General features: G+C 62.5%; 9 protein-coding genes. 3 read left to right on the top strand and 6 right to left on the bottom strand.

Features of this window, described 5'->3' with window-relative positions; genetic code table 11:
• Nucleotides 1-3: 3 nt before the first annotated feature.
• The 3 genes from ispE to ACQ4WM_RS09875 all read right to left on the bottom strand — a co-directional run bounded on the left by ispE (nucleotide 4) and on the right by ACQ4WM_RS09875 (nucleotide 3,414).
• Nucleotides 4-900, bottom strand: coding sequence for a 4-(cytidine 5'-diphospho)-2-C-methyl-D-erythritol kinase (gene ispE, locus ACQ4WM_RS09885; RefSeq protein ID WP_436546497.1), 897 nt, complete (start codon nucleotides 898-900; stop codon nucleotides 4-6).
• Entirely contained in the window at nucleotides 897-1,529 is a 633-nt protein-coding gene (locus tag ACQ4WM_RS09880) for a lipoprotein insertase outer membrane protein LolB (protein WP_436546496.1), read from the bottom strand. The genes ispE and ACQ4WM_RS09880 overlap by 4 nt, the downstream gene beginning before the upstream one ends.
• Nucleotides 1,530-1,629: 100 nt before the next feature.
• The gene (locus tag ACQ4WM_RS09875; protein WP_436546495.1) at nucleotides 1,630-3,414 is read right to left on the bottom strand and encodes a tetratricopeptide repeat protein; all 1,785 of its coding nucleotides are present in this window, start codon (nucleotides 3,412-3,414) and stop codon (nucleotides 1,630-1,632) included.
• Nucleotides 3,415-3,568: 154 nt separating this feature from the next.
• Here ACQ4WM_RS09875 and mutM point away from each other — a divergent pair, with 154 nt between their 5' ends.
• Genes mutM through mutY form a run of 3 tightly spaced genes read left to right on the top strand, consistent with a single transcriptional unit; the run spans nucleotide 3,569 to nucleotide 7,536 of the window.
• The gene (gene mutM, locus ACQ4WM_RS09870) at nucleotides 3,569-4,402 is read left to right on the top strand and encodes a bifunctional DNA-formamidopyrimidine glycosylase/DNA-(apurinic or apyrimidinic site) lyase (protein ID WP_436546494.1); all 834 of its coding nucleotides are present in this window, start codon (nucleotides 3,569-3,571) and stop codon (nucleotides 4,400-4,402) included.
• 10 nt (nucleotides 4,403-4,412) lie between these two features.
• Nucleotides 4,413-6,320 carry a dynamin family protein gene (locus ACQ4WM_RS09865; RefSeq protein WP_436546493.1) on the top strand — a complete coding sequence of 636 codons (1,908 nt, stop codon included), beginning with the start codon at nucleotides 4,413-4,415 and terminating at the stop codon, nucleotides 6,318-6,320.
• 40 nt (nucleotides 6,321-6,360) lie between these two features.
• The gene (mutY, locus tag ACQ4WM_RS09860) at nucleotides 6,361-7,536 is read left to right on the top strand and encodes an A/G-specific adenine glycosylase (protein ID WP_436546492.1); all 1,176 of its coding nucleotides are present in this window, start codon (nucleotides 6,361-6,363) and stop codon (nucleotides 7,534-7,536) included.
• 12 nt (nucleotides 7,537-7,548) lie between these two features.
• Here mutY and ACQ4WM_RS09855 read toward each other — a convergent pair whose 3' ends face one another.
• The 3 genes from ACQ4WM_RS09855 to ACQ4WM_RS09845 form a co-directional block, all read right to left on the bottom strand.
• Nucleotides 7,549-8,685, bottom strand: coding sequence for a deoxyguanosinetriphosphate triphosphohydrolase (locus ACQ4WM_RS09855; RefSeq protein ID WP_436546491.1), 1,137 nt, complete (start codon nucleotides 8,683-8,685; stop codon nucleotides 7,549-7,551).
• Between the two features lie 2 nt (nucleotides 8,686-8,687).
• Nucleotides 8,688-10,307, bottom strand: a complete 1,620-nt coding sequence (gene aroKB / locus ACQ4WM_RS09850; RefSeq protein WP_436546490.1) for a bifunctional shikimate kinase/3-dehydroquinate synthase AroKB — start codon at nucleotides 10,305-10,307, stop codon at nucleotides 8,688-8,690.
• 113 nt (nucleotides 10,308-10,420) lie between these two features.
• Nucleotides 10,421-12,694, bottom strand: a complete 2,274-nt coding sequence (locus ACQ4WM_RS09845) for an Ig-like domain-containing protein (protein ID WP_436546489.1) — start codon at nucleotides 12,692-12,694, stop codon at nucleotides 10,421-10,423.
• Nucleotides 12,695-12,704: the final 10 nt, after the last annotated feature.

Raw genomic sequence — 12,704 nt, 5'->3', positions numbered from 1 at the left:
TACTTACAACACCGTGATCAGTGGATGGTAGCTCAACGCTTTTGCCTTCCAGGCAGACCAGACGACAGGCACATTGCTGAGCACTTCATCTGCTTCTTCCTCAGTGGAAAACGCGCCAAACACACAAGCACCGGAACCAGTCATCCTGGCCTCACCGTAAGCACCGAGCCATTCTACCGCATCTGCTACCGGCTTGAAAAGACTGCATGCTACTTGCTGTAAGTCATTTTTTCCAAACCCGTTCGCGCTGTTGCTTTCTGCGAGGTGCCTGGAAAAGTCCGCTATTGTGACGGCTTCGGTATCCCTCGTCAAGCCTTCCGCGCAAAAAATTGCCGCAGTCGGTACTTGCACGCCAGGCTCGATCACCACGTACCAGCAATCGGGCGTGCTGACGGGCTGCAGATCTTCCCCTACGCCTTCGGCAAAGGCGTTCTCGCCAAAGATAAAAAACGGAATGTCGGCACCCAGCGGCAGGCCCAGCGCCATCAGTTCTTCGCGGCTCAAACCACCCTGCCACAACTTGTTCAGTGCCATCAGCGTGGTGGCGGCGTCGGACGAACCGCCACCGAGGCCACCGCCCATCGGCAGCACCTTGTCGATGGCGATATCGACACCGCGTGGCATGGCGCCCGTGCGGCGCACAACTTCGGCCTGCAGTAGTTTTGCAGCGCGGATAATCAGGTCCTGCTCTTGCGGCACGCCGGGCAAGTCGGTTACGCGCAAGATCTGCTCATCGTCGCGCAGCGCAAAATGCAGGGTGTCGCCATGGTCGACCAACTGGAACACGGTCTGCAACAAATGATAGCCGTCATCGCGGCGGCCATTGACGTGCAGGAAAAGATTCAGCTTGGCGGGGGCCGGGCAATTGTCGAGGGTAACAGGCAGTGGAGGCAAGGTCATGGTGCGGAAGCGGAAGTCACGGGATCGAGCACGATGCGCAGCGAGACGGCATCGGCCTGGGCGCTGGCATTGCGTTCGGCATCGATGCGCCGCGGCCGGGGTGGCGCGCCGGCAGCAGTATCGCTGCCATCTTGCCACGACACAAAGCGCAGGCGCCAGCCATCCTTGGTGGTGACCTGGTCATTTTGCGGGGAGGCGACAAAACGCTGGCCGTCCTGCGCCAGCGCATGGCCTTGCAGCCAGTCGCGCAGGCCCGACACGGGCAGCGACCAGCCCAGCAGGCGCGAACTCAGAGTATCGACATCGGGCGCGCTGCGCGGCGGCTTGCCGCTTTGCGTCAACACCGCTTCCTGCGGCGTGACGGCGATCGTGGCCAAGGTGCTGCCGACCGGCGAAAACAGGGTCACGTCGGTGCGCTGCGCCGTTTGCTGCCAGGTGAAATTGACGGTGGCCGATTCGGGCTTGTCATTTTTCTGGTACACCACGTTCAGGCGGCCGGCCAGTTCGATCTGGTCGCGGTAGGGCGCGACTGACTGCGACGAAGGCGCCTGGCCGGCACTGAAAGGGACCGTGGTGCAGGCGGAGAGGGCCAGGCAGAGGGCTGTGAGGGGAATAAGATTTTTGGGCATGTGCAGGATATAGAACCAGCAGCGTAGAGCAGGGGTCAGACGGGGACGCCAAGTCCCGGCGGGTCTGACCCCTGGTTTCTGCTGATGGCTGGTTAATTAATTACAAACTGACATTCAACCGCGCCAGCGTGCTTTTCAGCGCATCGTTTTTCGGGTCTTTGGTTTTCGCCTCGCGCCACAGTGCTTGCGCGCCGTCCTTGTCACCCTTCTGCCACAGCACTTCGCCCAGGTGGACGGCGATTTCCGGGTCGGGGCGCACGGCGTAGGCGCGGCGCAGGGTATCTTCGGCGGCCGGCAAGTTACCCATGCGGAACTGCACCCAGCCCATGCTGTCCATGATGAACGGGTCGCCCGGCGCCATCTGCAGCGCGCGCTCGATCAGCGCCAGCGCTTCGGGCAGGCGGATATTGCGTTCGGCCAGCGAGTAGCCAAGCGCGTTGTAGGCATGCTGGTTGTCGGGCGCGATCTGCATCACGCGGCGCAGGCTCGCTTCCATCTGCTCAAGCTTGTCGAGGCGCTCGGCCAACAAGGCATAGTCGTACAGCAGTTCAGGATTATCGGGGAAACGTACCAGGGCGTTTTCCAGTACCGTGTAGGCGCTTTGCACATAGCCTGCGTCGCGCAGCAATTGCGCGTCGACCAGCGCGATCTGGCCCTGGGCGGCGGGGTCGTCGACCTGCGTTTCGGCCAGCGATTTGCGCGCGCCATCGAGATTGCCGCTACGGGCCAATAATTGCGCGCGGCGCAAGCGGGCGTCCAGGTAGCCGGCCGACTCACGGCTGTCGACCTTGTCCAGCCAGGCGATGGCGCCCGGTATGTCACCGCGCGACTCGGCGATCTGCGACAGCAGCATCAGCGCCTTGAACGGATCGCGCTCGTCGCCGGGATTCTTGTCGAGCACGGCCAGGAAACGCTTGAAATACTGCTCGGCGCCCTTGGCGTCTTCCAGTTGCAGCGAAACAATCCCCAGCGCATACAGGCCTGCCGCGTTATCGGGCTGGCTCTTGAGCAGGGCCAGGAATTGCGTGCGGGCCGCTTCCAGCTGCTTCTGTTCAACCAGCAGGCGTGCATAGGCGGCGCGCACTTCTACCGCATCCGGGTTCTTTGCGAGGAAATCAGCCAAGACCTTGTTGGCGGCCTGCGGCTCGCCCACCACTTGCGCCAGGGTCAGCACGGCCAGCTCGGAAGCCGGTTTCATCTGCAGCGCCTTGTTCGCCTCGGCTATCGCGCGGTCGCGCTCGCCGATCGACAGCGCACCCTGCGACAGCACCAGATGCGTTTCGAATAGGTCCTTGTATGGTTCCATCAGGCGCACCAGCATGGCATAGGCATACAGCTTGTCGTTGGCGCGAGCCAGGATCTGCTGGGTCTGGAACAGGGCCACGCCGCGCGAACCCGGTGGCGCCGCTTCGATGCGCTGGGCAAAAATCGGCTCGGCCTCCTCGATCTTGTCGGTCAGCACCACGAAACCGAGGAAGAACTGGGTGGCTTCGTCCGACTCCGGCGCCAGCTCGCGCCACAGGCGGATCGCCGCCAGCGCTTCGCCGCCCTGCTTTGCCGCCAACGCCATCTCGGAGGCACGGCGCGCCAGGCGCGGGTCGCGCGTCTGCTGGGCCGCCATCATCATGGTCACGTACGGCCCCTGCCACTGGCCGTTCTTGAATTCCATCTCGGCCTTCGTCAGCTTATACAGCAGTTCACTGTTCAGCTCCACGTTGGGCAAGTTTGATGGCTTGGCTTCCGGCTTGGCTCCCGCCTTGGCGTCGGGCGGACTTTCGGCGGCAGCGGGGGCCGCCGGGGCATCCACGGGGACGGCGGGCGTTTGCGCCATGGCATGCGTAGCCATCAGGGCGGACAAGGTTACAATGGCGAAAGCGTTTTTCAAAGGCTGATCCTGGCTGAACGGCAAAGTTTGATTCTACGCCCAACCCGTGCTTTGCGTACTTCACGCATGTAACGAAATATATTCATGCGGAAAGTCACGCCATGCCGGGCGTTGCGCCAGCCGGCCTGTCGATCTGTTTTCACCAGCGAGCCCTATGCCAGAATTGCCAGAAGTCGAAGTCACGCGGCGCGGTGTTGCGCCCCATATCGAAGGGCGCACCGTGCGCGCGGTGGTGCTGCGCCGCGATGGCCTGCGCTGGCCCTTCCCCGCCGCGCTCGGCGCACAGCTGTCCGGCCAGACCATCGGCCTGACAGGTCGGCGCGGCAAATACCTGCTGATCCACTTCCAGCACGGCACCCTGATCATCCACCTGGGCATGTCGGGCCATTTGCGCGTCCTGCCGCCCGGCACCGAAGCGCTCAAGCACGACCATTTCGATCTGGTGGTGTCCGGCGTCGACGGCGAGCAGGTGCTGCGCCTGAGCGATCCGCGCCGCTTTGGCGCCGTGCTGTGGCATGACCTGGCCGACGGCCCGCTCGATACGCACGCGCTGCTGCGCGGGCTTGGCGTGGAGCCGCTCGAAGGGGCATTTACGGGCCAGCTGCTGTTTGAAAAGACGCGCAAGCGCAGCACGAATATCAAGCAGGTGCTGCTGGCCGGTGATATCGTGGTCGGTGTAGGCAATATCTATTGTTCCGAAAGCCTGTTTCGCGCCGGCATCAACCCGAAGACGCAGGCTGGGCGCATCAGTCTCGCGCGCTACGAGAAACTGGCGCAGGCGATTCGCGACGTACTGGCCGAAGCCATCATCCAGGGCGGCAGTACCTTGCGCGACTTCCTGCACGTCAACGGCCAGTCCGGGTACTTCCAGCAGACGTATTTCACTTACAACCGGACCGGCAAGCCCTGCCGCGTGTGCGGCGCGCCGATCCGGCAAATCGTGCAGGGACAGCGTTCCACGTTTTATTGCGTGAATTGTCAAAAATAAGGAAGCGTGCATGGTCAGGGACTTGGAACAATACAGCGCCTGGCGCCAGGATGTGCTGGCAGCCCTGCGCGGCTACCAGCAGGCGGCGCAAGCGGCCGGCCTGGTCGACGGCGCATCGGCGCTGCGCCTGGCGCGCTGCGTGTCACGCCTGGCGGACGACCGCCTGTCGGTCGCCTTTGTGGCGGAGTTCTCGCGCGGCAAGTCCGAACTGATCAACGCCATTTTCTTTGCCGACTACGGCCAGCGCATCCTGCCCTCGGGCGCCGGGCGCACCACCATGTGCCCGACCGAACTGCTGTACGACGCGCAATGGGAGCCGTCCATCCGCCTGCTGCCGATCGAAACGCGGGCGCAGAACCTGTCGACCAGCGACTACCGCGAACTGCCCGGCGCCTGGACGGTGCTGCCGCTGAACCTGGAGGCAGGCGACGCCATGCAGGACGCCATCCGCCAGGTGAGCCTGACGCGCAAGGTCAGTGTGGAGGAAGCGGCGCACTACGGCCTGTACGACCTTGAGGATGCCGACGCACAATCCATGCTCGATGAAAACGGCCTGGTGGAAATTTCGATGTGGCGCCACGCCATCATCAACTTCCCGCATCCGCTGTTGAAACAGGGCCTGGTGATCCTCGACACGCCCGGCCTGAACGCGATCGGTACCGAGCCCGAACTGACCCTGAACCTGATCCCGAACGCGCACGCGGTGCTGTTTATCCTGGCGGCCGACACGGGGGTTACGCGCAGCGATATCGAAGTGTGGCGCAACCATATCGGCGCCGATGGCGGCAGCGGCCGCCTGGTGGTGCTCAATAAAATCGACAGCATGTGGGACGAGCTGCGCGGCGAAGACGAGGTCGCTCAAGCCATCGCGCGCCAGCAGGCCAGCGTGGCGCACCTGCTGGCGCTCGATGCGGGCCAGGTGTTTCCCGTCTCGGCGCAAAAGGCGCTGGTGGGGAAGATCAATCACGATGCCGCGCTGCTGGAAAAAAGCCGCTTGCTGCCGCTGGAAGCGGCCCTGTTCAATGAGCTGATCCCGGCCCGCAAAAACATTATCCGGCACCAGTTGGTGTTCGACCTCGACGCGATTGAAGCCGCACAACAGGTGCAATACGGTGCGCGCGCACGCGGCATCGCCGAGCAGTTGCACGAGCTGCACAGCCTGCGCGGCAAGAACCAGAGCGTGATCGCACACATGATGCGCCGCATCGATATCGAGAAAAAGGAATTCGACAGCAGCCTGTTCAAGCTGCAGGCGACCAGGGCCGTATTTACCCGCTTGTCGACCGAGCTGTACACCAGCCTGGGCATGGAAATCGTGCGCGACGATATCGACGCGGTGCGCCTGGCGATGCAGCGCAGCCGCTTTTTCACGGGCCTGCGCGACGCCATGCGCCAGTACTTCGAACGCATCGGCCAGAACCTCGACCGCTCCGAACGCAAGACAGCCGAGATCACCGAAATGATGCAGGTGATGTACCGCCGCTTCGCCACCGAACATGGCCTGGCGCTGGCCCTGCCGATGCCGTTTTCGCTGGTGCGCTACCGCCAGGAGATCGACGATATCGAAGCGGTATATCACAAGCAGTTCGGCACCGCCACCCTGCTCACCACCAGCCGCGTGGTGCTGATGGAAAAATTCTTCGACACCATCGCCTCGCGCGTGCGGCGCAGCTTCACGGCAGCCAATGACGACGCCAGCGCCTGGCTGAAGGTGATCATGGCGCCGCTCGAAGCGCAGATCGTCGAATACAAGGAACAGCTGAAACTGCGCCTGGCCTCGATCCAGCGCATCCACGACGCCACCGACAGCCTGGAGCAGAAAATCGCCGGCTTCGAAGCATCGCTGGCGGTGCTCGAACACGACAAGGCGCAACTGGCGCAACTGCTTGAGTCGCTGCGCGCGGCCATCGCCGACTGAAGATTGAATATTGAATATTGAAACATTACCGGAATCCTGCATGAAACGTCTGCTGCATCCGCTGTCGCCCGCAACGGCGATGGCGCCGATTGAAAACTACGTCGACCCCACTTTCTCCGCCACCGTCATCGCCTGGCAACAGCAGCATGGCCGCCATGCGCTGCCGTGGCAAAACACGCGCGACGCCTATCTGATCTGGCTGTCCGAAATCATGCTGCAGCAAACCCAAGTCGCTGCCGTGCTGGCCTATTACGCGCGCTTCCTGACGCGCTTCCCCACCCTGCGCGACCTTGCGCAAGCGCCGGTGGAAGACGTGATGGCGCAGTGGAGTGGCCTGGGCTACTACACGCGTGCGCGCAACCTGCACAAGTGCGCGCAGCGCGTGGTGGCTGAATACGATGGCGTGTTTCCCAGCGATCCCGCATTGCTGGCCGAACTGCCCGGCATCGGCCGCTCGACGGCGGCCGCCATCTCGGCTTTTTCCAGCGGCAAGCGGGCGGCCATCATGGACGGCAACGTCAAGCGCGTGTTTGCACGTGTGTTCGGCATCGACGCCTATCCCGGTGAAAAAAAGGTCGAGCAAGCCATGTGGCAGCGCGCCGAAGCGTTGCTGCCCGCAGGTGACATAAACTCGGGCATCGAGAGTTACACTCAGGGCTTGATGGACTTGGGCGCCACCCTGTGCACGCGCAGCAACCCCGATTGCGCCCGCTGCCCCTTGCAGCCACGCTGCGTGGCGTACGCCACCGGCCGCACCAAAGAACTGCCAGTGCGCAAGCCGAAAAAAACCAGCCCGGAAAAGCACGCCGTGATGCTGGTCATCGTCGACCAGGGCCAGGTGCTGCTGCAGCAGCGCCCCGGCGCCGGCATCTGGGGAGGATTGCTATCGTTGCCAGAACTCGATGGCCATGTGCTGAGCGATGGTGAACTGCCACGCCTGATCGATCAGACGGCTTTGCAGCGCGCGGTGGCGCCGTTCGGCGAGATCGAGACGCAGGAGTTGCTGCTGCCGATCGTCCACGTATTTACCCATTACAAGCTGCATATCGTGCCCTGTCGCATCACCTTGGCACAGCGCCACCCGATGGCGGCGGAAGCGGGCCATGTGTGGCTGGACGGCGACAAGGTGGCGGATGCGCCACTGCCGGCGCCGGTGAAAAAACTGCTGCTGGACCTGTTTGGCGATCCGCGCGCGGCGCAGCGCAGCATGTTCTGATTTTGGTATTTTTTACAGTTCGTCGAGGGAATACAGCCGCCGGTGCTCGCGGATCGCATAGCGGTCCGTCATGCCGGCGATATAGTCGGCAATCTGGCGCGCCTGCTGGGTCGTGCTGCCGTCTTTCAGCTGGTAGTCGGGCGGCAGCAACGCCGGTTCGGCCATAAAGCTGTCATACAGTTCGCGCACGATGCGGCTCGCTTTGACACGCATGCGGTTCACCTGATAATGACGGTACAGGTTGACGCGCAAGAAGCGTTTCAGTTCCGTGGCATCGCGGCGCATGCCATCTGAAAAACGGATCAGCGGCGCGCTGGCGCGCACTTCGTTGACGTCGCGCGGGGCCGCGTCGGCAAGCAGCTGCGTCGAGGTGATGATCAGGTCGTCGGCCAGCGCCGTGATCAGGCGGCGCAAGGTTTCATAGATGGCGCGCCGGCCCGACAGGCCCGGATAGGCGAGCTGCACTTCGCGCCACAAACGGCCGAAAAACTCCACCTGTTCCAGCTGCTCAATGGTGATCAGGCCGGAACGCAGGCCATCGTCGATATCGTGGCTGTTGTAGGCGATTTCATCGGCCAGGTTGGTCAGCTGCGCTTCCAGGCTTGGCTGGGTGCGGTCGATAAAGCGCTGGGCTACGGGCCCCAGCTCGCGCGCATGCGCCAGCGAGCAGTGTTTTAATATGCCTTCGCGCGTTTCGAACATCAGGTTCAGGCCATCGAAGGCGCCATAATGTTCTTCCAGGGTGTCAACCACGCGCAGGCTTTGCAGATTGTGTTCGAAACCACCGTGCTGCGCCATGCATTCATTGAGCACGTCCTGGCCCACGTGGCCGAACGGCGTATGGCCCAGGTCATGCGCCAGCGCGATCGCTTCGACCAGGTCTTCGTTCAGGCGCAGGTTGCGCGCGATCGACCGGCCGATCTGCGCCACTTCCAGGCTGTGCGTCAGCCGCGTGCGAAACAGGTCGCCCTCGTGATTGAGAAACACCTGCGTCTTGTATTCGAGGCGGCGAAACGCCGAGGAATGGATGATGCGGTCACGGTCGCGCTGGAACTGGCTGCGCGAGGCGTGCGGCGCCTCGGCAAACAGGCGTCCCAGCCCCTGTGCGGAACGGGCTGCATAAGGAGCCAGGAAGTCTTCGGGCGTCATGCTCAGGCGACTGCCGCAGCCAGCGTGGCCAGCACCAGTTCATGCGGGGCGGCCGTGATGCAAGGGCTGCCCAGCGGTTTCAACAGGATGAACTTGATGGCGCCGCCCTCGTTCTTCTTGTCCACTTCCATCAGTTCCAGCCAGCGCACCACGCCCAGGTCCGGCGCCCTGACGGGCAGGCCGGCGGCGGCCACCACCTTGCGCACGCGCTCCACCGCAGCTTCATCGATATAACCCATGCGGCACGACAGGTCGGCCGCCATCACCATGCCGCAGCCGACGGCTTCGCCGTGCAGCCACTGGCCGTAGCCCATGCCCGCTTCGATGGCGTGGCCGAAGGTATGGCCGAAATTGAGAATCGCGCGCAGGCCGCCTTCGCGTTCGTCCTGGCGTACCACGTCGGCCTTGATTTCGCACGAGCGGGCGATGGCATACGCCAGCGCACCCTTGTCGCGCGCCATCAGCTTGCCCATGTTCGCTTCGATCCAGTCGAAAAACGCTGCATCGATGATGGCGCCATGCTTGATCACTTCGGCCAGGCCGGCCGACAGCTCGCGCGCCGGCAGGGTTTCCAGGGTCGAAGTATCGGCGATCACGGCGCGCGGCTGGTAAAAGGCGCCTATCATGTTCTTGCCCAGCGGATGATTGATGCCGGTCTTGCCGCCAACCGATGAATCGACCTGCGCCAGCAAGGTGGTTGGCACCTGAACAAAGCCGATGCCGCGCATATAGCTGGCGGCCGCATAGCCGGTCAGGTCGCCGATCACGCCGCCGCCCAGCGCCACCAGGGTGGTCTTGCGGTCGCATTTGTTGGCCAGCAGCGCATCGAAGATCTGCATCAGGCTGGCCCAGTTTTTATATTCTTCGCCGTCCGGCAGCACGATGCTGATCACTTCGCGGCCATCGCTGGCCAGCGCCGCCTGCAAGCGGCCCAGGTACAGCGGCGCGACGGTGGTATTGGTAACGATGGCCACCTTGTGGCCGCTGACATGGCGCAGCAGCGCGTCGGCGTCGGCCAGCAGGCCAGGGCCAATGGCGATCGGGTAGCTGCGTTCGTCGAGCTCTACGCTCAACAACATTTTGGATTGCTCGTTCATCGAAGGCTCTGCGTGAATGACGCAGTTGGGCGAGGCCTCGCATTCGAGGCTGGCCAGCTGCATCAGGATAGTCTGGACCATCGATTGTACGTTAGGACGGCCGGTATCGATCACAATGTCGGCCACTTCCAGGTAATGCGGCTCGCGCTGGGCCGTCAGGTTTTCCAGCACCTTGCGCGGGTCCGCCGTCTGCAGCAGCGGGCGGTTCTTGTCGTGGCTGGTGCGCGCCAGGATGTTGCTGACGCTGGCGCGCAGGTAAATCACCGTGCCGCGCTCTTTCAAAAAGGCGCGGCTCTCCGCATTCAACACGGCACCGCCACCAGTGGCCATTACCAGCCCCTCCTGCGCGCACAGGTCACGGATCACCTCGGCCTCGCGCCGGCGAAAGCTCGGCTCTCCCTCGATTTCAAAAATCAAAGGGATCGAGGCCCCGGTACGGGCTTCGATCTCGTGGTCGGAATCGACAAAGCGCAGGCCCAGCTTGCGGGCCAGGATGCGCCCGATGGTGGTTTTGCCTGCGCCCATGAGGCCGACAAGGAAGATGTTACGGTTGGATATTTCAGCCAATTTTCATATCAATCAAAAATAAGGAACGTCGCTAGCGGGCGCCGCCTTTACAGCGCCCGTTCCTCCCTGCATCAAGGACAAGAGAATGTCAGTCTGAACGGATAACTGGTGGCGTTGCCCAGTGGCGTTGTCACCGTCACATTAAATGTACTGACCACCGGTACTGTACAAACAGTGGGGGTCAGACTGCTAATTGTAACGGCATGCAGGACTCCCTGGTCACCGTCGATGTTAACTCCCGTACGATCATCCACGCCAAGCAGGTTGTGCGGATAGACATTTTGTATGCTGCTCGGTGTGATCGATGCGATTGCGTTGGCGACATTCGTGATCGCGACGGTGGTTCCGGATGGCATCGGATTCAGATGCAAATCACTGAAGCGCACGCTGAATTGATGCACTCCCGCATTGGGCTCTTCTCCCAGATCATACGTTCCGCCATTCAAATTCCGGACTGACCCGCGATCGAACAGCGTCGCATTTGCGGGATGACTATCGCTGAGAAAAATACCGATCTTGGCAAACAATGGCTTGGTGCCATCGGTGGTACTGGCGCAGATGGTAGCCAGGCCAAGCCGAGGGCTGTCTTTTGTAGCGCCAGCATTTCTAAGGTCATTGCAAGGGGTGGGTACAGCAGGATCGCTCGCCGTACGCGGGTTCTGGCTGCGGAAATCCACCGAGCAGCCGCCATTCACGGTATTGCAGCCACCCATGCTGGAAGATCCGACCACGCCAAGATTGCTCTGGAAGGACACCGGCGTGCCATCGGCCACCGGATTGCCAGCCTGGTCGGCCAACAAGACCGTCACAATGGTGGCAGGCGTGCCGAGCGGACTGTCATACGACCAGCCTTCCACGCTGGAGCGCTGCGAGCTGAGGGAGAATGCCGCCTGTATCGGCAAGCCGGTAGACACGAGCACGGTGTCGGACAAGGTCGAGACTCCGGAAGGGAGGCTGGCGCGGACACGGAAAGTAGTGGGCGTGATACCGGAATTGACGGTGGTGATGACGTCGCCATTGGCATCGGTCGTATCATTGGCCTTGTTGAGCGTCATGTCGGGGCCATTGAGCAGCTCGAACGTCACCGGTTGTCCTGCAAGCGCCCTGCCGAAGGTATCGAAGACGCGGAATGTCAGAGTCGCTGTTTCTGTGCGCTGCAGGCCGCCCTGCCCTTTGATCACGATCGATCTGCCCACCGGGCTGACTGCGGAAAACTGTATCGAGGCAGGTGCCACCTTGCCGATCGGCAGAGTGGCGCGATAGCTGCTGGCACTGCCCGTGACGGTGGCAGTGACGATATCGGCATCATTGCAGCCGAGATCGCGGAAAACTGCAGTGGCCCTGCCGTTGAGCACTGGCACACCGCTGCTCACGCTGGCTTTGCCTGCAAGCACGCAAGCCGAACTGAAATCGACCGTCAGTCCCGAACCAAGGTATGGGCTGCTGCCTGCCAGCACATCGACCGTGACGTTGGTGGTGCCGTAAGCGGCGATGCTGGCGGGCGAAAACTGCATATTGGCAGGGAGCAGATCCGTTGCACCCAGCACATAATTAATCTGGCCGCTGGCGACGGCACCCGTAGGCACGGTGGCGGTGGCCTGCAAGGTGGACGCGCCACTGGCCGCCAGGCTGAACGGACGCAGTACCACACTGGCCGTGCCGCTGCTGTTCGTCAACGCAGTGCCTGTCGATGGCGACATGATCGCAAGGGCATTATTGGTGGAAAACGCCACCAGAACATTGCTGAGCGGCTGGCCAGTCAGGTCGGTGACCAGCGCACGTGCAGTCAGTGGCGTGGCGTTCGACAAGGCGTTGCTGGCGCTGCCGCCACTCAACAGGGACAGCGTCATTCGGGCACCCGCAGCCTGCGCTGCCTTGATGGCATAGCTTGCTTCACCACTGACCGGCGTGGTCGCGGTTGCAACAGTTGCCGTCACCCTGCCAGCACCGCTGACGCTGGCGTTCAGCACCGACACGGTGATGCTGGCTACTCCCTTGGCGTCAGTGAGCGCTGTACCGTTGGTTGATGACAACAATACCAGGGCCGGATCGGAGGCGAACGTGACAAGCACATTGACTACCGGCGTACCGCTACTGTCAACCACCAGTGCCTTGGCCGTCAGCGGCGTGCCGCTGCTCAATGCACTGCTCGCCTTGTCAGTGGCATCGACCAGAGCCACACTCACTGCAGCAGGTACTCTGTTCACCACGCCGCCACTGCCTCCATCAAGCGTCGGATCGCCGCCGCCACCGCCACAGGCAGCCAACAGCAGGCCAATGGCCAGCGCTGATAGCCAGCTAAATGCCCGGCTCCAATAAGTGTTGCTTAAAGAAATATTCCGCATAGTCGCCATC

It is taken from the genome of Janthinobacterium longum (genome assembly GCF_051380735.1).
In the GTDB taxonomy this organism is placed as follows: domain Bacteria; phylum Pseudomonadota; class Gammaproteobacteria; order Burkholderiales; family Burkholderiaceae_D; genus Janthinobacterium.
This window is presented reverse-complemented; position numbering and strand designations above follow the sequence as displayed.

What these genes read in the sequence shown, in the direction of transcription:
- ispE (WP_436546497.1), bottom strand. Translation starts at nt 900, where the DNA reads ATGACCTTGCCTCCACTGCCTGTTACCCTCGACAATTGCCCGGCCCCC.
- ACQ4WM_RS09880 (WP_436546496.1), bottom strand. Translation starts at nt 1,529, where the DNA reads ATGCCCAAAAATCTTATTCCCCTCACAGCCCTCTGCCTGGCCCTCTCC.
- aroKB (WP_436546490.1), bottom strand. Translation starts at nt 10,307, where the DNA reads ATGGGCGCAGGCAAAACCACCATCGGGCGCATCCTGGCCCGCAAGCTG.
- mutY (WP_436546492.1), top strand. Translation starts at nt 6,361, where the DNA reads ATGAAACGTCTGCTGCATCCGCTGTCGCCCGCAACGGCGATGGCGCCG.
- mutM (WP_436546494.1), top strand. Translation starts at nt 3,569, where the DNA reads ATGCCAGAATTGCCAGAAGTCGAAGTCACGCGGCGCGGTGTTGCGCCC.
- ACQ4WM_RS09845 (WP_436546489.1), bottom strand. Translation starts at nt 12,694, where the DNA reads ATGCGGAATATTTCTTTAAGCAACACTTATTGGAGCCGGGCATTTAGC.
- ACQ4WM_RS09865 (WP_436546493.1), top strand. Translation starts at nt 4,413, where the DNA reads ATGGTCAGGGACTTGGAACAATACAGCGCCTGGCGCCAGGATGTGCTG.
- ACQ4WM_RS09855 (WP_436546491.1), bottom strand. Translation starts at nt 8,685, where the DNA reads ATGACGCCCGAAGACTTCCTGGCTCCTTATGCAGCCCGTTCCGCACAG.